The following is a 21,175-nucleotide window of genomic DNA, read 5'->3' on the forward strand; positions in this document are numbered from 1 at the left end:
AGGCGAGATTTCGTGATCCGTCCTACCCTCACCAGGTGACTCCAACGATGCCCCAGAACGAGACCACCGTCCCGGTCCTGCCGTGCGTGTCCCTCGACGAGACACTGGAGTTCTACCAGGCGCTCGGGTTCGAGGTCACCTACAAGATGACCAAGCCGTACCTGTACCTGGCACTGCGGTGGAGCAACGTCGAGCTCCACTTCGGCAAGCCGCCCGAGGGCATGGATCCGGCCAACGAGGACGGCGGCGGCTGCCTCGTGATGATCGACGCGGCGGCGCCGTACCACGCACATTTCAGCGCCGCGATGCGCGGCGCCTACGGAAAGGTGCTGGCGTCGGGACGGCCGCGCATCACCCGCTACCGCAAAGGCGCCACCCGCTTCACGCTCGTCGACCCGTCGGGCAACTCGATCATCTTCATCCAGCGTGACGAGCCCATGGAGCTGGAGTACGGCGGCGACAAGAGCCTGCCCCGCCTGGCCAAGGCGATCGACAACGCGCGCATCCTGCGGGAGTTCAAGAACGACGACCGGGCCGCCTTCCGCGCCCTGACCTCCGCCCTGCGTCGGCACGCCGACGACGCCCCGGCCGTGGACCGGGCGCTGGCCCTGGCCACGATGATCGAGCTGGCCATCGCCCTGGACGAGCGCCACAGGGTCGACGACCTGGTCATCGACCTGAAGGCGCTGTCGCTGACGCCGGAGGAGCAGGCCCGCGTCGCCGCCGAACTCCAGGAGGCCGACTCCCTGGACTCCTGGCTGGGCGATTAGAGGCGTGGTCGCACGCGGCTGTTGTGGAAGCTGGTGAACAGCCAGCCCTCGTCCGTCCGCACGGCCACGCGGGTCTGCTGGGACAGATCCTCGGTCCTGCACTGGGTGGCACCGTCGCGCAGGACGCAGTTGCCGACCGTGATCATGATGGCGGTGCCGGGGGCGGGGAAGCGGATGTGGGTGTGCTGGGCCTCTGACATGCGGGTGCCCTTCATGAAGCCGTCGAAGCCCTCCTGCATGCTGAGCGCGAGCGCCTCCCGGGTCTGGATCAGTTCGCCGTTGGCCGCTATGAAGTCGGCGTCGTGGGTGAAGGTGCGGGCGAAGGCCTGACCGTCGCCGTCGGCCCAGGCGGTCAGCTGCCGGCGTGCGAGGTCCTTGATCGCGTTCTCGTCGTCCATCGTCATGAACCCGACCTTGCCGGGTGGCGCTCTCAGATCGCTCTCAAACGGCTTCCGCCCACGCCTGCCGTACCTGATCGGTGATGTTCAGATCGTGGGCCAGGGCGAGGGCCTGGGTGCGGGCGGCGTCGGCCTCCTGGTGGTGGCCTGCCCTGGTGTGTTCGGCGGCGAGGTAGGCCAGGGCCATGGCCGCCTCCCAGCCGCCTCCGGCCTCGCGGAACGCTCGCGCCGCCGCGGCCAGGTGGTGGCGCATCGCGGGGGCCTCGCCGGCGCGGTCGTGCAGCATGGCCTCCACCACCGCGAGCCTGCCGCGCAGCCACGGATCGGGATGCGGCCGCCCGCGCACGAGGGCGGACAGGTCGCCGGTGGTCAGCGCGTGGATGATCGTGTCCTCCACCCGGCCGGTCGGGGGCGGGGCCGGGGGGAGGTCCGCGGCTCTGGCGGGTTGTTCACACAGGTGGGCGTGGAACAGGCACCAGGCCGTCGCGGCCGCTCGCGCGCCCTCCGGCGCCGGGCCCGGCACCAGCAGGGCGGCGCGCAGGCGCGTGGCGGTCTGGGCGTGATCGTCGTGCCCGGCCCAGAACGCCTCGAGTGCCAGCGCCAGGCGGAGCGCGGTGGCGGCGTCGCCGTGTTCGCGGGCGTGGTGGAAGGCCAGCAGCAGGTTGTCCCGGTCGGCGGCCAGGTCCGCCGTCCACCGCCGCTGTGCGGGGCCGCGGAGGTGCGGGGCGGCGCGTTCCGCCAGGTCGAGGAAGCAGGCGGCGTGCTCGCGCCGTGCCTGCTCCAGCTCGCCGCGCTCGTCCAGGCGCTCGCGGCCATAGGCGCGGATCGTGTCGAGCATCCGATAGCGGCCGGCGTGCGCGCCGATCAGCGAGCGGTCGGCCAGCTCGGTCAGCGTCTCCCCGGGCACGCCCAGCCGCGCGGCGCTCGGCTCGGAGAACGTCCCGGCGAACACCGCGAGCCTGGCCGCGTGCCGGCGCTGGGGTTCGTCGAGGAGGTTCCAGCTCCAGTCGACGACCGCGCGCAGCGTGCGGTGCCGTGGCGAGCCGGTACGGCTGCCGCCGACCAGCACCCCGAAGCGGTCGCCCAGGCGGGCGGCCAGCTGCTCCAGGCTCGCGTACCGCAACCGGGCGGCGGCCAGTTCGATCGCCAGTGGCAGCCCGTCGAGCTCCCGGCAGATGCCGGCGACCGTGGTCAGGTTGCCTGGCGACAGCGTGAAGTCGGGGTCGGCCTCCGCGGCCCGCTCGGCGAACAACCGTACGGCGGGCCCGGCCGCCGCGTCCTCGCCCGGCCCGGTAACGGGCAGGGGACGCACCGGCCACAGCGCCTCCCCGGCCAGGCCGAGCCGTTCCCGGCTGGTCGCCAGGACCGTCAGCCGGGGACAGCGCCCGAGCAGCTCACCCGCCAGCCGGGCGGCACCGTCGACCACGTGCTCACATCCGTCCAGCACGATCAGCGCGGGCGGGCCGGCGAACGCCTCGGCCAGGCGCGCGACCACGTCGCGCACCGGGTTCGGCGGCAGAGACTCGCGCAGCCCGGCGGCGGTCGCCACCGCCGCGGGCACGTCGTCGTCACCGGCCACGGCGCCCAGATCCGCCCACCACACGCCGCCGGGAAAGTCCGTGCGGAGGTCCCCGGCCACGGCGGCGGCCAGTCTCGACTTCCCCACCCCTCCGGGTCCGGCCAGCGTGACCAGCCGCGCGCCCGCCAGCCGTTCACCCACGCGGCGCCGGTCCTCCTCCCGTCCCACGATCGCGGTCAGCGGAGCCCGCAGGTTGCCGCGCGCCCGCACCTCCGCGGCGCCGGGCGAGCCCCGCAGCAACGCCGCGTGGATCGCCACCAGCTCGGGGCCGGGGTCGGCGCCGAGTTCGTCCGCCAGCCGTACCCGGAAGCGCTCGTAGGCGGCCAGTGCCTCGCTCGGCCGCAGGGCCGCGCGCAGCGCCCGCATCAGCAGCCCGTGCGCACGCTCGCGCACCGGGTGCGTGGCCGTGTGCTCCTCCAGCAGTGCCACCAGCCGGGACGGCTCCGCCCCTGCCACGAGCCCGGCCTCGATCCAGTCCTCCGTGGCCGTCAGCCGGGCCTCCCGCAGCCGCCGGGCCGCCGCGGCGACGAACGGGGAGTCGGCCACGTCGGCGAGCGCGTCACCCCGCCACAGCGCGAGCCCCTCACCGAGGAGCCTTTGCGAGGTCTGCGCCCGGCCCTCCCGCAGCGCCCGGCCGCCTTCGAGGGCGAGGCGCTCGAACAGGTGCGCGTCCACCGAGGACGCCTCGACGTTCAGCCGGTACCAGCCCTGCCCGGATTCCAGGCCGTCCGGCAGCGCGCCGCGCAACCGCCACACCAGCGACTGCAGCGCCCGCACGGGATGGTCCGGCAGCCTGCCCGGCCACACCGCCTCGGTCAGCGCGTCGACGGCCACCTGGCGGCCGGCGTCGAGCGCCAGCCGGGCCAGCAGCGTCCGTGGCCGTCCGGGCAGGGATACGGTCCCGGACAGGGTGGTCGGCCCGAGCAGCCCGATCCGGATGCCGGTCATCAGTAGGCGAGCGCCGCGGGGTCGCGTTCCGGTGCTCCGGAGGGCCACCACTCGCCCTCGCGCAGCGTGAACGGATACCAGCGGCCGTCCTTGCCCAGGCGCAACTGCAGGGAGCCCAGGGTCCAGCGGTTGCGGGCGGCCTGGACCGGGGGCAGTTCCTCACGCTGCCAGGCGGCCTCGGCCCTGGCCAGTTCCTGCCTGCCGGGGGTCCAGGCGTGTTCCAGCACCTCCAGGCCGGACGGCCCGCCGTACTGCCAGGCGAGGACCGCGGGCGCGTCGCCGATGTCCAGGTCGTGCTCGGCGGCCAGCCGTACGCGGTCCTGGCGTTCGGTGAGGACGGCGGGGCTGCCGCCCGACAGCAGCTCGCGCGCCCGCGCGGACGCCGCGGCGGCCAGGACCTTCAGGGCCGCGACGTCCACGCCCGCGGCCGCCTCCAGCTCCAGTGGGACGTACTCCACCGCGACGGGCGGCGGCGCGGGCAGCGGCGGGACGCCGAGCGAGAACGCCGCCAATGCCGATATGCCCGTCGCGGCGGGCGTGGGGGCGTCGCGCAGCTGAAGGGCCTCCAGCAGTTCGGTACGGCCCCGCCCCCGCAGCAGAAGCAGCATGAACGGATCGCCGTCCAGCAGCCAGGACGTCTGGTAGCACAGGGCGGCCGCGTGCTTGCACGGATGACCCCAGTCGGGGCAGTCGCACTCGGGCTCCAGGTCGCCGACCGTCGGCAGCAGCGGGACGGCGGCGTCTTCGGCCGCTTCGACCAGGGCGTGCGGCACCTCCCCGTCCAGGAGCGCGGCGATGTGCCCGGACTGGGCGGCCACCTGGTCGAGGAAACGTTCCCATTCGGCGTCGGTGAGCTGGGCGACGCGTACGACGGTGTCGTACTCGCCCTCGGTCGTGGCCGCCAGCCGTCCGGGCGAGACGGCGATGGGCCCGACCTGCCCGGTCTTGGCGTAGGCGCGGCCCTTGCGCAGGAGTGTGTGGTCCAGGGAGGTGTCCTCCATGGCCTTGACCCACGCCAGGCCCCACCAGGAGGTGGCGAAACGGGCCCCGGCGCGTTGCGGCGGGAAGGCGGGGAAGCCCTTGACGGCGGTCATCTCAGCTCCACCAGGGTCGCGAGTTCGGCGTCGGTGAGTTCGGTGAGGGCGGCCTCGCCGCCGGCCAGCACGGCCTCGGCCAGCGAGCGCTTGGCGGCGAGCATCTCGGCGATGCGGTCCTCGATGGTGCCTTCGGTGATCAGCCGGTGGACCTGGACGGGCCGGGTCTGGCCGATGCGGTAGGCACGGTCGGTGGCCTGGTCCTCCACGGCCGGGTTCCACCAGCGGTCGAAGTGGATGACGTGGTCGGCGCGGGTGAGGTTGAGCCCGGTTCCGGCGGCCTTGAGCGACAGCAGGAAGACCGGGACCTCGCCGTCCTGGAAGCGCCGGACCATCTCCTCGCGCTTGGGCACCGGGGTGCCGCCGTGCAGGAGCTGGGTGGCGACGCCCCGTCCGGCCAGGTGCTTCTCCAGCAGCCTGGCCATGGCCACGTACTGGGTGAAGACCAGCACGGCGCCGTCCTCGGCGGTGATGGTGTCGAGCAGCTCGTCGAGGAGTTCCAGCTTGCCCGAGCGGCCGGTGAGCTGGGGCGCCGCCTCGTGCAGGTACTGGGCGGGGTGGTTGCAGATCTGCTTGAGCCCGGTCAGGAGCTTGACGATCAGCCCGCGCCTGGCCATGCCCTCGGCGGACGCGATCTGCGCCATGATCTCGCGCACGACCGCCTCGTAGAGCGCGGCCTGCTCGGTGGTGAGCGGCACGGGCCGGTCGGTCTCGGTCTTGGGCGGCAGCTCGGGCGCGATGCCGGGATCGGACTTACGGCGCCGCAGCAGGAACGGCCCGACCAGCCTGGCCAGCCGCTCGGCCGCCACGGAGTCGCCGGACTCGACCGGCTTCGCCCAGCGGGCGCGGAAGCGGGCCAGCGAGCCCAGCAGGCCCGGCGTGGTCCAGTCGAGGATCGCCCACAGCTCGGACAGGTTGTTCTCGACCGGGGTGCCGGTCAGCGCGACGCGGGCCGCGGCGGGGATGTCGCGCAGCGCCTTGGCGGTGCTGGAGGCGGGATTCTTGACATGCTGGGCCTCGTCGGCGACGAGAAGGTCCCACGGATGGGCGGCCAGCTTCTCGGCATCCAACCGCATCGTCCCGTAAGTCGTGAGAACAAAGCCTTCGTCCGACAAATCGCGATTTGTCCCGTGATAGCGGCGCACCTGGACCCCCGGCGCGAACCGGGTGATCTCCCGCTCCCAGTTGCCCAGCAACGAGGCAGGGCAGACCACCAGCGTGGGACCACCGCCCCGGTGCAGGTGGAGAGCGATCAGCGTGATCGTCTTGCCCAGGCCCATGTCGTCGGCCAGGCACGCGCCCAGGCCCAGCGAGGTCATCCTGGCCAGCCAGCGCAGGCCGCGGAGCTGGTAGTCGCGCAGCGTCGCGGCCAGCCCGGACGGCACGCCGATCTCCTCGGGCTCGGCCAGCCGGTCACGCAGCTCCAGCAGCCAGGCGCTCGGCTCGACCTCGACCTGCTCGCCGTCGACCTCCACCGTGCCGGTCAGCGCGGCGCCCAGGGCGTCGATGCCGCTCAGCGGCTTGAGCTCGCGCTGGCGGGCCTTGAGCGCGACGTCGGGGTCGATGAGCACCCATTGGTCGCGCAGGCGGACGACCGGGCGGTGCGCCTCGGCGAGCTGGTCCATCTCGGCCGCCGTCAGCCGCTGCCCGCCCAGCGCGAGCTGCCAGTTGAAGCTGGTCAGCTGGGCGCCGCCCAGGTAGGACGGCAGGTCGGAGGGCGCCTGCTCGCTCTCGCCGAGCACGGCGCGGGCACTGAGCCCGCGCACCATCGACCTGGGCCAGTGCACGTCCACGCCGGCGCCGGTCAGCCGGGTGGACGCGCCGGCCAGCAGTTCCTCGACGTCGCCGTCGGTCAGGGTGAGCTCGTCGGGGACGGCGCTCTCCAGCAGGCGTTCCAGCCGGGTCCAGGCCTTGGCGGCGCGGCGCACGGCGATGATCGTCTCGATCCTGGCGCGGGCGCCGAAGCCGGGGTCCTCGCCGGCCCACAGGTCGGCCGCGTCGACGACGAGTGAGGGGTCGGCCAGGCTGTGGAGCTGGACCACGGCGCGAAACTCCGATCCGGCCGGGTCGTCGCACTCCAGGCGCAGCGACAGCCGTACCCCGGAGTCGAGACCCGCGGCGACCTCCTCCGCCCACGGGCGCAACTGCGGCACCTTCACCGGGCGCATCGCCGCGAACGTGGAGGTTCCCGTCGCGCGCACCGCGCCGGGCGAGCGCGGCATCGCGTCGGCGACCGCGTCGAGAAAGGCCCGCACGTGGCTGTCCGCGTCGGGCAGCACCGGCCCGTCAGGGCCTTCCTCCAGCGGTACGGCTCGCGCCGCGGCGGGCATGGCGTCGGCCAGTTCCCTGATCCTGGCCACGTCGGCGGCGTCGAACGGCCCCGCCCGCCACGCGTCGTGGTCGCCGGCCGACACCCCGGGCAGAATCCGCCCTCTGGTCACCAGCTGGAGCGCCACCAGCGCCGCGGCGCCCCAGAAGCGGGCGGCCGGGTGCGCCTCGTGGTCGGTCCTGGCCCTGGCGAGCACGGCGACCGCCTCCGAGACGGGAATTCTGCGCACCGGAACCCGGCGGGTACGCACCGCGCCGCCCTCCTGCTCGGCCACCGTGACGCCGTCCTCGCCGTCGGGGGCGAGGAAGGCCATCGTCCCTGCTCGTGGTGGATCACCGGGCTCGAAGACGACGGCATGCCGTACCAAGGAAGTCACAGCCGTACAGTGTACGGTACATGAACCTGTGGTTTACCCCACCACGATTCGGGAGTAGGCCTCATTCTCGCTTTACCCGGATCTTGCCTAGCCTTCATGACATGACGGACTGGGTGGTTGACCTCATGGAGACCCTGGGCGCGCCAGGGGCGGGCCTCGCGATCGCGCTGGAGAACCTTTTTCCCCCGCTGCCAAGTGAGGTGATCCTGCCACTGTCCGGTTTCACCGCCAGCCGAGGTGAGATGGATCTCATCGACGCACTGGTGTGGACGACGCTGGGCTCGGTGGTGGGGGCGCTGGCGCTGTACTGGGTGGGCGCCATGCTGGGCCGCGAACGCACGCTGCGCCTGGCGGGCAAGCTGCCGCTGGTGAAGATCTCCGACATCGAGAAGACCGAGGCCTGGTTCCAGAAGCACGGCAAGAAGACGGTCTTCTTCGGGCGGATGATCCCCATCTTCCGCAGCCTCATCTCGGTCCCGGCCGGTGTGGAGCGGATGCCGCTGCCCACCTTCACCCTGCTCACGCTGGCAGGCAGCGCGATCTGGAACTCCATCTTCGTGCTCGCCGGCTACTACCTGGGGGAGAGCTGGCACCTGGTCGAGGCGTACGTGGGCATCGGGAGCAAGGTGGTGCTCGGCCTCGCGGTGCTCGCCGTCCTGGTCTTCATCGGCATGCGGCTCAGCGAACGGCGAAAGGGCAAGCATGGAGCGCGCCGCTGACGCGCTGCGCCTGCTCTGGGAGATCGCGCTCGGCGCCCTCACCGCGGTGGCCGAGCTCGTCTTCCTGATCGTCGCCGCGCCGGTCCACGCCCTCCGGAAGGCGGGCGGGGCCACCTCGCCCACCGCGCTGGACCGGGCGGCGCTGTGGCTCGCGCGGACCGAGGCCCGGCGGCTGCGGGTGCCGGTGGACGAACTCGCCGACGCCGGGCGGGCCATGGCCTACCTGGCGGCGCGGGTGCCGCTCGGCCTGCTCGGCGGCCTCGTCCTGTCGCTGCTGGAACTCGGAATCGCGGCCGGAACCCGCGCGAGCTGGGCGTGGATGCACAACGAGCCGTACGACGGGATGATGCCCACGGTCCCGCTGCTGCTCTACCTCGGCCTCATCGGCATCGTCCTGCTTTTCCTCGATATTTCAGGACTTGTGGGCGTACGCGTGGTCGAGCGCCGCCTGGCCCGCAGAATGCTCGCCCCCGACCCCACCGCCGCGCTCATCCGGCGCATCGAGCAACTGGCCGAGACCAGGGCCGGCATCGTGGCCGCCGTCGACGCCGAGCGGCGCAGGATCGAGCGCGACCTGCACGACGGGCTGCAGCAACGCCTGGTCGCGCTGTCCATGCTCATCGGCCGTGCCCGCCGGGGCGGCAAGACCGAACTGATGGTCCAGGCGCACGAGGACGCGCAACGGGCGCTGGCCGAACTCCGCGAGGTCGCCTGGCGCGTCTACCCCAGCGGGCTGGACACCCTCGGCCTGGCCGAGGCGCTGGCCGGGGTCGCCGAACGCTCGAGCGTCCCCGTGCACATCCGCTGCGACCTGGCCGTGCGCCCGCCGATGGCCGTCGAGACCGCCGCCTACTTCGTGGTCTCGGAAACGGTGACGAACGCCGCCAAGCACGCCGCGGCCACCGGCGTGAGCGTGGAGATCCGGCAGGACGGGACAATGGTCGTCGTGCGTATCGAAGACGACGGATGCGGCGGAGCCGTACCCACGGGCGGGGGACTGTCCGGGCTGGCCCGGCGGGTGGCCGCGATCGACGGCAGGCTCCTCGTGGACAGCCCGGCCGGCGGCCCCACCGTGATCACCGCGGAGCTGCCATGCGGGTGATCCTGGCCGAGGACTCGACGCTGCTGCGCGAGGGCCTCGTACGGCTGCTGCACGAGGAAGGCCACGAGGTGCCCGCGGCCGTCGGCGACGGGCAGGCGCTCATCGAGGCCGTCGAGGCGCACGAGCCGGAGATCGTCGTCGTGGACGTGCGCATGCCGCCCACCCACACCGACGAGGGCCTGCGCGCGGCGCTGGAGATCCGGCGCCGATGGCCGTCGGTCAAGGTGCTGGTCCTGTCGCAGTACGTGGAGAAGAAGTACGCCACCGAGCTCATGACCGGCAGCGTCGACGGCGTCGGTTACCTGCTGAAGGACCGGGTGGCGCAGGTGGCCGACTTCCTCGACGCGCTGGAACGGGTGGGGGAGGGCGGCGCCGCCTTCGACCCGGAGGTGGTCCGCCAGCTTCTGGCCCGCACCAGCCACACCGACCCGCTCTCGCGCCTGACCGCGCGCGAGCGGCAGGTGCTGGAGCACATGGCCCAGGGGCTGACCAACGCCTCGATCGCCCAGGCGCTGCACGTCTCGCAGAGCGCGGTGGAAAAGCACGTCAACGCCGTCTTCGACAAGCTCGGCCTCTCCCACACCACCGGTTACAGCCGGCGCGTGCTGGCCGTACTCAGCTATCTGCAGTCGTGACGGGCAGGCTCGCCCGCACCTCGTAGCCGCCGCCGGGCAGCGGACCGGCCTCGACGCTGCCCCCGGCCCTGGCCAGGCGTTCCGACAGGCCGCGCAGGCCGCCGCCCGGCGGCCGGTCCCGATGCTTGGGCGCGCCGTCGTCGCGGACCGTGAGCGCGGCGCCGGCCACCTCGAAGACCGCGTGGGCGGCCGTGCTGTGGCGCAGGATGTTCGTGGCCGCCTCGCGGGCCACCCACGACAGCAGCGCCTCGGCCTGCGCGGAGCGCGTCGCGCCGTCGCGGCGCACGACCACCTCCACGCCCGCCGCCTCCAGCGCCTCGCGGACGCGTTCCAGCTCCACCGCCAGGCTGACCTCGCGGTAGCCGGTCACCGCCTCGCGTACCTCGGTCAGCGCCTGCCTGCCCACCGACTCGATGTCGGACGCCTGCCGCGCCGCCTGCTCGGGATCGCGTACGGCCAGCCGCCGCACCGCCTCCGCCTTCACCACGATCACCGAGAGCGTGTGGCCGAGCAGGTCGTGCAGATCCCGGGAGAAGCGCAATCGTTCCTCGGCCACCGCCGCCTCGGCCAGCCGTTCCCGGGTGCGGTTCAGCTCGGCGATCACGACGTGCAGCCGCAAAAACGCCGCCATCACCACGCCCGTGCTGAACGACCCCCAGGCGAAGCCCATGATCGGCCCGATCCCCTCGCCGCCGCGCCACACCGCGAACGCGGTCACGGCCGCCAGCGCGCCCAGCGCGAGCTGTACGGCCCGGCCCTGAAGCACCAGCGCGCAGGCCAGCGCGAGCAACGGGAACAGGTAGAACCAGCCGTTCGCGTAGACCAGCGCCATGCCCGTCACCACGGCCGCCATCGCCGCCACCACCCAGCGGGCGGCGGCGACCGGCAGCGGGGACAGGATCAGCATCGCGTACAGGCCGAGCGTGAGCGCCAGCCCCGCCCAGGCCGGCCACACCGGCTGGTAGACCCCGGCCAGACAGTCCCAGAGCACGCCCACGCCCAGCAGGCCGAAGCCGAGGAAGCCCTTGAGTCCGGGCCGGGCGTGGCCGGGGCGATCACCTTGCATCCGTCCACCGTAGGCTGGGTTGATGAGCCTCAGGTACGCCGCCGTGGCCGTCGAGCTGGACGCACCGGCCGAGGACGTCTTCGCCCTCATCACCGACTGGCCCCGCCACCACGAGTGGATGTTCATGACCGACGCCTGGCAGGCCGGGCCTGACATGATCGAGGCTTACACCGGGATCAGGCCGTTCGGCTTCCTCGACACGATGACGATCACCCACTGGGAGCCGCCGCGCCGGGTGCGGGTGGAGCACACCGGCGCGATCGTGCGCGGGGAGGGCGCCTTCCGGGTACGGCCGCTCGGCCCGCGGTGGTGCCGGGTGGTGTGGGCCGAGCGGGTCGAGGTGCCCCGGTGGGCGCTGCCGGGCTGGCCGGTGGTGCACGCGGCGACCGTGTTGCTGGCCCGGCGGTCGCTGCTCAGGCTGGGGGAACTCGCTCAGCGCTGAGGCGCGTCCTGTTCGTCGTTCGGCAGCGCTTCGTCGTTGAAGGGCGGCTCGTCGTCGTTGGGTGGCGCCTCTTCGTCGCTCGGGGGCTCGTCTTCGCTGGGTGGCGGCTCGCCGCCGCCGAAGCGGGCGGTGTTGAGCGGCGTGAACGGCGTCTGCGGCACGCCCTTCAGCGCGTCCGTCATCGTCTCCTGCCAGATCGGCCCGGCGATCGTGGCCCCGGCCACCAGGCCGTAGTACCGGCCGCCGATCGTGACGCCGGTCAGCTTGTAGCGCTGCGCGCCGCGCAGGTCGCCGATGCTGACCGCGGCCGCCAGATCCGGGGTGAACCCGGCGAACCAGGCCGCCGCGTAGTCGTCGGTCGTGCCCGTCTTGCCCGCGGCCGGACGTCCGATGCCGCCCACCCCGCGCATCGTGCCCTTGGTGAACACCCCCGACAGCACGTGCGCGGTCGCGTCGGCCACCTCGGGGTCGATCGCCTGGCGGCATTCCGGCTCGTAGGCGGTCTTCTTGCCGTCGCGGTCGGTGATCGCGGTGATGGCCATCGGCGCGCAGTACCTGCCCCGGGCGCCCAGCGCCGCGTACGAGGCGGCCACCGTCACCGGGTCGCTCTCGTTGATCCCGAGCGTGAACGTCTGGTACTCGCCCAGCGGCTTGCCGTCGGCCCGCTTGCTGCCGAGCGCCTTGGCGGTCTTGACCGTCTCGCAGAGCCCGACCCGCTGCTCCAGCTCCAGGAAGAACGTGTTGACCGAGCCCCAGGTCCCGGTCTGCAGCGTCTTGTACCCGCCGGAGCCCTCGTCGTTGGTGACGGTGTGCGTGGGGTCGCCGACGTTGCCGCCCTTGCAGTTCTTGAACGTGGAGTAGCCGGGGGCGCGGTATCCGGCTCCCACGGTCATCCCGTCGTTGACCCGCATGCCCTGCTGCAGCGCCGTGACCAGTGTGAACGTCTTGTACGTCGAGCCGGGCTGGAAGCCGGTCCCGCCGCCGTGGGCGACGTCGGCCACCAGGTTGTAGGACATCTGGTTCTTGCCGCTGCCGTACTCGCGGCTGGCCGCCATCGCCTTGATCTTGCCGGTGCCCGGCTGGACGAGCGCCTCGGCGGCCACGGGGTTGTCGGTGGCGTACACCCGCTTCTTGATCGCGCGGTCGGCCGCGGCCTGCATGCGGCGGTCGAGCGTGGTGCGGATCGTCAGCCCGCCGCGCTCCAGGAAGTGCTTGCGGGCGGTCCTGGTCTTGCCGAAGGAGGGGTCGTTGAGGATCTCGTTGCGCGCGTACAGGCAGAAATAGGCGTACGGGCTGGACTCACAGCCGCCGGGCAGCGGCACGCCCTTGTAACCGAGCTTCTTGGCCTTGGCGGCCTCCGCGTCCTCCTTGGAGATCCTGCCGAGCCCGGCCATCCGGTCCAGGACGACGTTCCTGCGCTCCAGCAGCCGCGCGCGGTGGGCCTTGCTGACCGAGGGGTCGGTGTTGCTGGGCGACTGTACGGCTCCCGCCAGCGTGGCCGCCTGCCCGAGCGTGAGCTTGGCCGCCGGGACGCCGAAGAACCGTTTGGCGGCGGCTTCGACGCCGTTGGCACCGGCGCCGAAGTACGCGATGTTCAGATATTTCTCGAGGATCTGGTCTTTGGTGTACTTCTGCTCCACGGACATGGCGTAGCGGAGCTCGTTGAGCTTGCGGGCGTAGCTGGTCTCCAGGGCCTTGGCCTTCTCCTCCTTGGTCCGGGCCTGGGTCAGGAGCACCTGCTTGACGTACTGCTGGGTGATCGTGGAGCCGCCCTCGCTGACCCCGCCCGCCGACAGGTTCTTGGCCAGCGCCCTGGCCATGCCCTGGAAGTCGATCGGGCCGTGCTCGTAGAAGCGGAAGTCCTCGATCGCGATGATCGCCGTCTTCATCGTCTCGGCCACGTCGGCCAGAGGGACGATCTCGCGGTACACCTCATAGAACTGCGCGATGGGCTTGCCGGCGGCGTCCAGAAGCGTGGACTTCTCCGCCAGCGGCGGCTCCTTGAGCTCCACCGGTTGCAGTTCGCCGGTAGCCGCCATGATCGCCATACCCGCGCCCCCGACGGGCAGCGCCCCCATCCCCGCCGCGACGACTCCGGCCGCCAGTCCCACCCCCGCCAGCTGCGCGACGCTCCGACCAGCCCGCTTCCCCACCCCGTGCCCCCGTTCCCCGAAATTTCGCATCAAATAAGACCAGATCGGGCAGGGACATGTCCAAGACCGATATCCGCCATCCGGCGATGATGAAACGGCTATCGTCGCAGGTCTTTTAGCCCTTCCCGATGCCTCGATGGAACCTTGGCCCGCGAATGCCGGCAGGTTACCCAGCCCCACGAGACCCACCAACCCGCCCCTGTCGGATTACCCAGCACCCGCCTCTGCCAGGCCGCCCGGAACGCGGTTGGCGTGACGGCTGTCCGGCAGACAGGTTGTCAGGCTGCCTGGTTGGCGGATTGCTGAGAGGCAGTTGCCCGGCAGGCGGCTTCGAGGCGGGGCTGTTGGGTCTCCCGGGCGCGTGGTTGTCTCGGCAGAAGCGCTGTCAGGCCATCCCGGTGGTGGTTGCCAGGTTGCCTGGGAGGTCGGTTCGGCCTGTCGATTGCCGGGCCGTTCGCCCATCGGACAGGATGCGAGGATGCGCTTTTCGATCAACATCCCGAACTTCGGGGAGTTCGCCGACGCCAGGAACGTGGCCAAGGTCGCCGCGGCCGCGGAAGAATCCGGCTGGGACGCGTTGTTCGTCTGGGACCACGTGGTACACCGCAAGCAACGCACCCCCTTCGGCGACCCCTGGATGTTGTTGACCGCCGCCGCGCTGGCCACCACCCGTCTCCGGCTGGGCACGCTGGTCACCCCGGTGGCCAGGCGCCGCCCCCAGCAACTCGCCCGCCAGGTCGCCACCCTCGACTCCCTCAGCGGCGGCCGGGTCATCTTCGGCGCGGGCCTGGGCGCGCCGATCGAGGAGGAGTACGGCGCGTTCGGAGAGAGCACCGACCCGATCGAACTGGCCGCGCGCCTGGATGAGGGCCTCGACCTGATGGCGCGCTACTGGAGCGGCGAGCCGGTCACCCACAAGGGCCGCTTCTTCGAGGCCCATGACGTGGCGCTGCTACCGGCCACCGTTCAGCAGCCACGCCCGCCCGTGTGGGTGGCCGGATACTGGCCGAACCGCCGCCCCATGCGCCGCGCGGCCCGCTGGGACGGCGCGGTCCCGCTGTTCGAGTCCGCCAGGCACGGACAACCCCCACACGTGGAGGAGGTACGCGACCTGATCGCCTTCACCCGCGAAGAACGCGCCCGCCTGGACCGGACCGACCCCTTCGACATCGTCGCCGGCGGCGTCACCCCCACGGACCCCGCGCAGGCACGGGCCATCATCGCGCCCCTGATCGAGGAGGGCGTCACCTGGTGGGACGAACGCCAGCACATCGGCGGCGACACCCTGGACAAGCTGGTCCCAGTCCTGCGCCGCATCGAACACGGCCCACCGGCCACCTGAAAAGAGACGGCAACCTCGCACAGCCGGTCGATGAGAGAGGCCACCAACCCCGTTGCGGCCGGCAGGAAAGGCGCGGACCCCTCGCGGCCGGGTAGGCGCCGAACCTTTCGTGGCCGGGCGGTGTAGGGCTGGTGTGAGGACGACGCGACGTGAACTGCTGGCCGGGGCGCTCGCCCTGGCCACCCTGCCCGCCCTGTCCGCCTGCGCCGGAACCCAGGCGGAACCAGCAGCCGCCAGACCCGCGAGCCCGCCGCCCACCCGGCCGGTCGGACTCGCGGGGACGCTGTATGCCAGGACCGCGTCCGGGCTGGTCGCGGTGGACCTGGCCACCGGCAAGCAGATCCGCGAGTACGGCGAGGCCGTACCGGATGCCGGATGGAAGCGACTGCACCAGCTGAAGGACGGGCGCCTGCGCGTGCTCGACCTCCCGAGCGGCAAGGTACGGCGCGAAACGCCCGTCAGCGGCGCGCAGGTCAAGGCCGTGTCCCGCTCGGGAGAGCTCGTCGCCGCCGGCTCCACTCCCTCCGCCACGCCGCCCTGCGGTGACAACCGCCCCTTGCCTGCCCGGATTGGCCAACGGGGGAGACCTCACCTCGGCGTAGCGGCGGGCGGCTCCGGGCTGCTACACCATGCCACCCGAGAACCCGCGCAATCCTGATCCGCACCGCCGAGGAGCGCGATCCACCCGGCGGTCCCGAGTTCGAGGCCGCTGTCCAAGGTCAGGACGGAACCGGCCGCAGCGGTTGACGTATGCCCTGGACCGCGGCATCAGAGGTCGGCGTGTGCGCGGGTCTGACAGCGATCTGTGCGGGATCTGCCAGGGCCGCCGAGCACGCTGGCGGTCATGAACGCATTCGAAGCAGAAGGGCTGGTCAAACGCTTCGGCACGACCACCGCCCTGGCCGGAATAGACCTGGCCGCCCGCCAGGGCAGCGTGCTGGCGGTGCTCGGTCCCAACGGCGCGGGCAAGACCACGCACGGAATGTGACCTATTTGTGCCTTTGGGGGTGTCGGTTCGGGTTCGCTGGGGTTGGGTCATGTCTGTGTGTGTTTCCGGCTCGGTGGGCGGGTGGCAGGGGTGCGGCTACGGGCCGGGCTTGCTCGGGGGACGTGGGAGGGGTTGGCGGATCGTTGCGGTGGTGCTGGCCGGTGGGGCAAGATCAGAATTGTGGGGCCATACGCTGTATAGCAAGGAGGGGGGCTTGCACCCCGGACCGGTACCACCCTCCTGGCCCCACGATTGTGATCTTGGAGGGGTCCCCGCCGGACGGCTCCGAAACGATCCGGCAACGCCTCTGCAGTAGGTGTGCTACGGGCCTGCTGTTCCGGTCTGGTGGGTGTGCTGTTGGTGCCGGACGTGAGCGTGCGGGCCGTCTGAATGGCCGTAGGCCACCCCGTTGGGGCGAGCCTTTAGCGAGTTCAGCCGGCGCGGACGCGACCCCATTGACCTGGGCAGTCATTAGTACGGGCAGGGCGAGCGGCGGCAGGCGAGGTTTGGCAATGCTTCTCCTGGTTCAACGTGCGGCTAATCAGGGAAACCATCCGTAAAGGGCTAGTTCGGTTAGCCTGAAGGCGTCACGGTCCCTTTAGGAAGGCGGCACGTCATGTCGGCTGACGAATCAATGGGTAACCGGTTGAGAGACAAGAGACGCCTAAAGGGGTGGACTCAGGAGGATCTGGCGCACGCGGCGAATCTCAGCGTGCCCGTGGTAAAGAAGATCGAACAAGGTGGGAGTGCGCGCCTCGAAACACTCCATCAGCTTGCGCGTGCTCTAGGTGTTGTGACGCTTACCTTCGTCACTCCACGTTCCCCTGAACCGCGTGACGAAGATCATGACGCGGCTGTACTGGCAGAAATTCGAGCGGCGATCAATCCTCCGATCGGACTCCAGGGAACGCCTCTCTACGGTGGAGCTGATGACGATCTGGACTTGACGCGGCTCGATCAGGCAGTGGGGGCGATGACTCGCGCCTACCAAACGGATCGGTACGACGCCCTGGCGGAGATCCTTCCGGCGCTGGTCCGTTCGGCTCATCATCACGTTAACGGGCTCCCTGAGCGGGTGCGTTCGGATGCGTTGCGGACGCGGGCGAACATCGTGGGGCTTACCGGGCGCTACCTGATTCAGATTCGGGCCCATGACCTGGCGCTTACCGCGCTTCACGCTTCCTTGCGTGATGCTCTGGAGATCGACGACAAGCCGCTTGCAGCGGCAGCTATCAGCGGGCAGGCCCATGCGATGCTTCGACAAGGGCGGTTCGCGGAGGTTGAGCGACTGTGCTCGGATGCAGCGGACTCGCTCGAACCTCGGGTGTCGTCTGCGTCGGCTGATCAACTCGCGGCTTGGGGCTGGATGCTCCTGAGGGCTAGTGCGGCGGCAGCTCGTAACAACCGGCCTCAGGAAGCTCGGGAGTATCACGGGATGGCGGCTGCGGCGGCCGGGCCTCTCCAGAGAGAACACTGGACAGTAGACGCGAAGACGTTCGGGCCTCTCACTGTGCAGATGAAGCAGGCAGAGAACGCGCTGGTCGGCGGTGATCCGGGGGCTGCGCTCGAAATATCGGCAGGTCTACGGCGAAGCAGTGACATGACGGATGAGGAATGGGACCGCCACATGCTTGATGTGGCGCGAGCGCACAGTCAGACAAATGGTGCAGACCAGGCAGTAGGTGTATTGCTTGATCTACGTTCCAGTAGTCCTCATTGGCTGCGATATCAGCAGATGGCTCGCGATACGTTCCGTGACGTCATAGATTCCAGCTCGCGAGTACTCACAGATGATCAACGGTCGCTAGCTGACTACCTGGGAATTTACGAGTAAGGGCTACGTAGCATAGCCCCTCAGAAGCGCAGTACAGCGAAAGGGCTGTGCTGCGCTTCTGTTGTGTCTGGCCAATCGTTCTTACATTCACCAGTAAGTGTTCTCCGGGAGGTGAAATAAAGTGCGACCGGAGCGGCAGAGAGCGGAAACGCTCCACGGTCCATGGCCAAGCACACTCGAAGAACTACAAGCAACGCATGCTGGCCAGTGGGAGATCTGGCGGGAAGTTCTCGATGATCGGAGCCACGGCGACTGGTGCGCGGAGCGGATCAGTGACGGCGCTGTCGTGAGAAGTCCCTATTGGGAGCTGCTGTCACCGTCGATTGATCAGTATGACCGGCAGCACTTGAGTCTTCGGTGCCTGCCGGAGGCGGAGAGGCTCGCCGACAGCCCGGAACAGGGCAACGGATCTGGCGAAGCAATCGTGACCTAGAAGTAGGACGGCCCCGGAATCGCGGTGGTTGGACACCGGCCGGGGCCTTGATCGCACATCAGGAGGTGCGACCCGTGAACAACTCTAAGACCTACAAGACCCGTCTCACCCCGTGGCAGGAGGCCCGGATAGCGGAGGGCGCGGACTACGTGGTGACGTTGCGGTACACGTTCCTGATGCACCTGGCGTGGGACCTTCAGAATTTGGGTGTCGGGGTGTCGGTGCATCTGCCGTTCGGGCAGGAGATGTATGTGCGGGTTCCGGGGGCGGCGAACGACAAGCGGATCACGGCGGATCTGGAGAGCGGCGAGTGGTGGTTTAGCTGGGGCCACAACCGGAAGCGGCGGGTGGCGGCGGGCGCTGAGAATGCGGCTATGACCGTGTTGAGCGGGGTCGTGTGATGGGCGGCGTCGGGCCTGGGTTGCGCGGTGTCCGGCTGGTGAAGGTGACCCTTCTCGGACAGCCGTGGGCGGTGGGGGTGGCGCGTCGGTGTGTGGCGGGTGCCCTGGCGGGGAGGGGTCACGGGGATGCGGGGCGGGAGCTGGCGGAGCTGCTGACCTCGGAGGTGGTGACGAACGCTCTGGTTCATACGGCGTCGGGGGCGGGCGGGGAGTTCACGCTTGAGGCGTTTGAGGGGCGGGAGAGGGCGGGCGGGGCGCTGTCGGTGGTTGTGGTGGTCATCGATCAGGGGGCGGCTTCGTCGGTGCCTCGGCCACGTTCGGCAGATGCGTATGAGTGCACGGGGCGCGGGCTTGCCTTGGTGGCGGACCTGGCGGCGGCGTGGGGCTTCTGGCTGGATGAGGTGCGGATGCGGGGTGCGGTCTGGTTCGTGGTGGAGCTGGAGTCGGACGGCGCGGCGGTGGAGTCGGCGGCCGGGCGTGAGCTGGTGGCCGGGGGTGTGCGGTGAGCGGTGGCGCGGTGCAGGTGGGCGAGTGGGCGAAGATCATCGATGTACGGCATAGCCCGGAGGAGACGCAGCGTCACGAGGCGGTGCTGATGGGGTGTTTGGCGCTGGTGACGGGGGCGGTTGTGGGTGACTCGTTCGCGTATGTGCGGCTGAGTGAGGCGGTGCTGGACGGGCGGGCGGGGACGCCTCGGCGGCGGTGGGTGGTGGCGTGGGAGGACCTGACGTATGAGGCGGAGCCGGTGAAGCTGGTGCCGCTTGAGCAGCGCTACCAGCTTGGTGCGCAGGGCGGCGGGCCGGGGCGGGTGAGTCACGCGGTCGAGTACGGCTCGCCTGAGGGGGCGGAACGCGCGCTGGCGGTGTGCGGGGTCGGGGTGAAGCCGCTGTTTATCGACGACTGGGCGTTGCCGTTCTCGGCGGATGATCAGTATGCGTGCGAGGCGTGCGTGGCGGTGTATCGCAGGGGTTGAGCTGGGCGGCGGCGCGGTGAGCGAACATCTCACAAGAAGGGGTGTGAGTGTATGTGATCTCCCGCGTCGTCGCCCTCGGGTCGCGGATGGCGGGCTCATGGCGTCGCGCCTGCCATCCGCGTTAGATGTCCGGTGCCACGCTGTTTTACCCGACATAGGCAGCGTGGTACCGGGCGGGTCGGAGTGGTGGCATGCTCCTCTACCGCCGTAACCGGTGGGGATGACGGGCCTCAAGGAAGGCTCGGCGTCATCGCTTCGGCGAGGTGCGGCAGTGCGGTTGGTTTCCTGGATGGCCCCCAGAGACCGGGTCTCAAAGACCGTGGTCCCAACCGCGCTGCCGTACCGGCATGTTCGGAAGTGGTCAGAGAGGAGCGAACTATGCACGGTGCAAGGTTCAAGCTCTTAGCGACGGCGGTCCTCGTCCTCGGCGCGGCCCCGCAAAGCTGCGGCGGTAGCACGACCGATCCCCCGCCACCGCCCCCGGCTGCGGCGGTCGGCTGCTTTCAGGAGGTGGCCATAGAGGCGGTCAGGTTCGGCAGTGCGGCCCCCCGGGTGCGGGTGCAGGTCCATCAGAAGTGCTCGAACGCGTCAGTAATCGCGACTCAGGCCACGCACATCAGGGTGTCGTACAAGGAAAGCAGGTTCGGCGGGGAATGGCTCGACGTGGGTTCGCAACCGTTCACGGAGTTGCCGGGGCGGGAGCACACGTACTCCTACGCGCTGTCGCCGTGCAAGTCAGGGCGGTACAGGGCGCGGGTCGAACAGGCGGGCACGTTCGACACAGGCAAGGAGTTCCGTGCGTCGGACGAACAGACGGCGTCGGTGGACTGTGAGAACGCCCGGGACATCTCGTAGGTGGTCTAGAAAAGCCAGAGTCGGCGGCGGCGTCGGCGTCGGATCGCGCGCTGTTCCTCGATCCATTTCTCCCACTTGGCTACGCCATCGGGGTCTCCGCCGAACTGGCAACGCACCGATCCTGAACCGTGCGGGATCACGCCCAGCGCCCAGTAGGTGGCGGCCTCGGATGCCACGTGCGGAAGGTTCAAGGTGGTGTAGGCGGGGTCAGTCGTGAGGTCGGGTTCTTCGCCTGGCCAGACGCCCCAGCCGGATTGCCACCATGCGACGGTCCACACCTGCTCTGTCACAGCTTCGATGATACGGCGGGCGCCTGTTGGATGTTCGGCAATGTGGCAGGTAGGGGGCAATGGCGGGAGCGTCGCCCGCCTGCCGTCTGAATCGCCGTAGGCGACCCGTTAGGGCAGCGGAGCGCATGCGGAGCTAGTTCGGCCGGCGGGCGGCGCGGCGCGTCCAAGATCACGTTAGCCCGTCCCGCGGAATGGCGTCTGTTGATCTTGATGGTTGTTCGGCATTGGGAAGGATGGCTGTGTGCGTGCGCCCCGGTCGTGCCGGGGCTTGGCCGCTCGCCGGAGTCCGCCGCGCCGCGAACGGCCGCCAGGCCGCATGCGCAAGGCGCGGCGGACTCCGGCGCGGTTGCGGCCGGTTTGCCCCGGCACGGCCGGGGCGGGGGGCCGGGGGGGGCCCCCCCATCGAGAAGTAAGAAAAAAAAAGGGAAGTCAATGGGGGGCGGGCGGC

19 protein-coding genes and 1 pseudogene are annotated in these 21,175 nt (G+C 70.6%); 13 read left to right on the forward strand and 7 right to left on the reverse strand.

Annotation, left to right across the window (positions count from 1 at the left end; translation table 11 throughout):
- The first annotated feature begins 35 nt into the window (after positions 1 to 35).
- Positions 36 to 770 carry a glyoxalase gene (locus ACFWYW_RS53445; protein ID WP_379624590.1) on the forward strand — a complete coding sequence of 245 codons (735 nt, stop codon included), beginning with the start codon at positions 36 to 38 and terminating at the stop codon, positions 768 to 770.
- Here the strand turns inward: ACFWYW_RS53445 and ACFWYW_RS53450 are convergent.
- From ACFWYW_RS53450 to ACFWYW_RS53465, 4 genes are read right to left on the reverse strand one after another with little or no spacing between them, the layout of a single operon-like run.
- The gene (locus tag ACFWYW_RS53450) at positions 767 to 1,174 is read right to left on the reverse strand and encodes an SgcJ/EcaC family oxidoreductase (protein WP_379624588.1); all 408 of its coding nucleotides are present in this window, start codon (positions 1,172 to 1,174) and stop codon (positions 767 to 769) included. The two genes, ACFWYW_RS53445 and ACFWYW_RS53450, sit on opposite strands and share 4 nt — an antisense overlap.
- Before the next feature lie 37 nt (positions 1,175 to 1,211).
- On the reverse strand, positions 1,212 to 3,695 hold the full coding sequence (locus ACFWYW_RS53455) for a BTAD domain-containing putative transcriptional regulator (protein WP_379624586.1): 2,484 nt from the start codon (positions 3,693 to 3,695) through the stop codon (positions 1,212 to 1,214).
- Complete coding sequence (locus tag ACFWYW_RS53460; protein WP_379624584.1) at positions 3,695 to 4,789, reverse strand: SWIM zinc finger family protein; 1,095 nt, start codon at positions 4,787 to 4,789, stop codon at positions 3,695 to 3,697. Before ACFWYW_RS53460 ends, ACFWYW_RS53455 begins: the two co-directional genes overlap by 1 nt.
- Entirely contained in the window at positions 4,786 to 7,494 is a 2,709-nt protein-coding gene (locus ACFWYW_RS53465; RefSeq protein ID WP_379624582.1) for a DEAD/DEAH box helicase, read from the reverse strand. The genes ACFWYW_RS53460 and ACFWYW_RS53465 overlap by 4 nt, the downstream gene beginning before the upstream one ends.
- 101 nt (positions 7,495 to 7,595) lie before the next feature.
- On the opposite strand from ACFWYW_RS53465, the gene ACFWYW_RS53470 reads away from it, so the two are divergent.
- From ACFWYW_RS53470 to ACFWYW_RS53480, 3 genes are read left to right on the forward strand one after another with little or no spacing between them, the layout of a single operon-like run.
- Positions 7,596 to 8,213 (forward strand): DedA family protein, encoded by a 618-nt coding sequence (locus tag ACFWYW_RS53470; protein ID WP_379624581.1) that lies wholly within the window; start codon positions 7,596 to 7,598, stop codon positions 8,211 to 8,213.
- A complete protein-coding gene (locus tag ACFWYW_RS53475; protein WP_379624580.1) occupies positions 8,197 to 9,315 on the forward strand; it encodes a sensor histidine kinase in 1,119 nt (372 codons plus the stop codon). Before ACFWYW_RS53470 ends, ACFWYW_RS53475 begins: the two co-directional genes overlap by 17 nt.
- Entirely contained in the window at positions 9,306 to 9,950 is a 645-nt protein-coding gene (locus ACFWYW_RS53480) for a response regulator (RefSeq protein WP_379624578.1), read from the forward strand. The genes ACFWYW_RS53475 and ACFWYW_RS53480 overlap by 10 nt, the downstream gene beginning before the upstream one ends.
- Here ACFWYW_RS53480 and ACFWYW_RS53485 read toward each other — a convergent pair.
- Positions 9,931 to 11,016, reverse strand: coding sequence for a sensor histidine kinase (locus ACFWYW_RS53485; RefSeq protein WP_379624576.1), 1,086 nt, complete (start codon positions 11,014 to 11,016; stop codon positions 9,931 to 9,933). The genes ACFWYW_RS53480 and ACFWYW_RS53485 overlap by 20 nt on opposite strands.
- Before the next feature lie 22 nt (positions 11,017 to 11,038).
- Here ACFWYW_RS53485 and ACFWYW_RS53490 point away from each other — a divergent pair, with 22 nt between their 5' ends.
- Positions 11,039 to 11,458, forward strand: a complete 420-nt coding sequence (locus ACFWYW_RS53490) for an SRPBCC family protein (RefSeq protein ID WP_379624574.1) — start codon at positions 11,039 to 11,041, stop codon at positions 11,456 to 11,458.
- Here ACFWYW_RS53490 and ACFWYW_RS53495 read toward each other — a convergent pair.
- Positions 11,449 to 13,611 carry a transglycosylase domain-containing protein gene (locus tag ACFWYW_RS53495; RefSeq protein ID WP_379624572.1) on the reverse strand — a complete coding sequence of 721 codons (2,163 nt, stop codon included), beginning with the start codon at positions 13,609 to 13,611 and terminating at the stop codon, positions 11,449 to 11,451. The two genes, ACFWYW_RS53490 and ACFWYW_RS53495, sit on opposite strands and share 10 nt — an antisense overlap.
- Before the next feature lie 478 nt (positions 13,612 to 14,089).
- Between ACFWYW_RS53495 and ACFWYW_RS53500 the strand changes: the two genes are divergently transcribed.
- The 8 genes and pseudogenes from ACFWYW_RS53500 to ACFWYW_RS53535 all read left to right on the forward strand — a co-directional run bounded on the left by ACFWYW_RS53500 (position 14,090) and on the right by ACFWYW_RS53535 (position 20,437).
- A complete protein-coding gene (locus ACFWYW_RS53500) occupies positions 14,090 to 14,953 on the forward strand; it encodes an LLM class flavin-dependent oxidoreductase (RefSeq protein WP_379624570.1) in 864 nt (287 codons plus the stop codon).
- Between the two features lie 133 nt (positions 14,954 to 15,086).
- On the forward strand, positions 15,087 to 15,611 hold the full coding sequence (locus ACFWYW_RS53505) for a hypothetical protein (RefSeq protein ID WP_379624568.1): 525 nt from the start codon (positions 15,087 to 15,089) through the stop codon (positions 15,609 to 15,611).
- A 186-nt stretch (positions 15,612 to 15,797) separates the two neighbouring features.
- Positions 15,798 to 15,929: pseudogene (locus tag ACFWYW_RS53510) on the forward strand (daunorubicin/doxorubicin resistance ABC transporter ATP-binding protein DrrA); the annotation flags it as partial.
- A gap of 628 nt (positions 15,930 to 16,557) precedes the next feature.
- Complete coding sequence (locus ACFWYW_RS53515) at positions 16,558 to 17,775, forward strand: helix-turn-helix domain-containing protein (protein WP_379624566.1); 1,218 nt, start codon at positions 16,558 to 16,560, stop codon at positions 17,773 to 17,775.
- 507 nt (positions 17,776 to 18,282) lie between these two features.
- Positions 18,283 to 18,609 carry a hypothetical protein gene (locus ACFWYW_RS53520; RefSeq protein WP_379624564.1) on the forward strand — a complete coding sequence of 109 codons (327 nt, stop codon included), beginning with the start codon at positions 18,283 to 18,285 and terminating at the stop codon, positions 18,607 to 18,609.
- A gap of 359 nt (positions 18,610 to 18,968) precedes the next feature.
- The gene (locus ACFWYW_RS53525) at positions 18,969 to 19,115 is read left to right on the forward strand and encodes a hypothetical protein (protein ID WP_379624562.1); all 147 of its coding nucleotides are present in this window, start codon (positions 18,969 to 18,971) and stop codon (positions 19,113 to 19,115) included.
- A complete protein-coding gene (locus ACFWYW_RS53530) occupies positions 19,112 to 19,582 on the forward strand; it encodes a hypothetical protein (protein ID WP_379624560.1) in 471 nt (156 codons plus the stop codon). Before ACFWYW_RS53525 ends, ACFWYW_RS53530 begins: the two co-directional genes overlap by 4 nt.
- Positions 19,583 to 19,960: 378 nt before the next feature.
- A complete protein-coding gene (locus ACFWYW_RS53535; protein ID WP_379624558.1) occupies positions 19,961 to 20,437 on the forward strand; it encodes a hypothetical protein in 477 nt (158 codons plus the stop codon).
- 5 nt (positions 20,438 to 20,442) lie between these two features.
- On the opposite strand, the gene ACFWYW_RS53540 is transcribed toward ACFWYW_RS53535, so the two are convergent.
- Positions 20,443 to 20,727 (reverse strand): hypothetical protein, encoded by a 285-nt coding sequence (locus ACFWYW_RS53540; RefSeq protein WP_379624556.1) that lies wholly within the window; start codon positions 20,725 to 20,727, stop codon positions 20,443 to 20,445.
- Between the last annotated feature and the right edge of the window lie 448 nt (positions 20,728 to 21,175).

This window comes from Nonomuraea sp. NPDC059023 (genome assembly GCF_042740095.1).
Lineage (GTDB): Bacteria > Actinomycetota > Actinomycetes > Streptosporangiales > Streptosporangiaceae > Nonomuraea.

Bases quoted from the DNA above. Each gene is read 5' to 3' on its own strand.
- ACFWYW_RS53450 (WP_379624588.1), bottom strand. From the start codon at position 1,174: ATGACGATGGACGACGAGAACGCGATCAAGGACCTCGCACGCCGGCAG.
- ACFWYW_RS53455 (WP_379624586.1), bottom strand. From the start codon at position 3,695: ATGACCGGCATCCGGATCGGGCTGCTCGGGCCGACCACCCTGTCCGGG.
- ACFWYW_RS53460 (WP_379624584.1), bottom strand. From the start codon at position 4,789: ATGACCGCCGTCAAGGGCTTCCCCGCCTTCCCGCCGCAACGCGCCGGG.
- ACFWYW_RS53470 (WP_379624581.1), top strand. From the start codon at position 7,596: ATGACGGACTGGGTGGTTGACCTCATGGAGACCCTGGGCGCGCCAGGG.
- ACFWYW_RS53475 (WP_379624580.1), top strand. From the start codon at position 8,197: ATGGAGCGCGCCGCTGACGCGCTGCGCCTGCTCTGGGAGATCGCGCTC.
- ACFWYW_RS53480 (WP_379624578.1), top strand. From the start codon at position 9,306: ATGCGGGTGATCCTGGCCGAGGACTCGACGCTGCTGCGCGAGGGCCTC.
- ACFWYW_RS53485 (WP_379624576.1), bottom strand. From the start codon at position 11,016: ATGCAAGGTGATCGCCCCGGCCACGCCCGGCCCGGACTCAAGGGCTTC.
- ACFWYW_RS53490 (WP_379624574.1), top strand. From the start codon at position 11,039: ATGAGCCTCAGGTACGCCGCCGTGGCCGTCGAGCTGGACGCACCGGCC.
- ACFWYW_RS53500 (WP_379624570.1), top strand. From the start codon at position 14,090: ATGCGCTTTTCGATCAACATCCCGAACTTCGGGGAGTTCGCCGACGCC.
- ACFWYW_RS53515 (WP_379624566.1), top strand. From the start codon at position 16,558: ATGTCGGCTGACGAATCAATGGGTAACCGGTTGAGAGACAAGAGACGC.
- ACFWYW_RS53535 (WP_379624558.1), top strand. From the start codon at position 19,961: ATGCACGGTGCAAGGTTCAAGCTCTTAGCGACGGCGGTCCTCGTCCTC.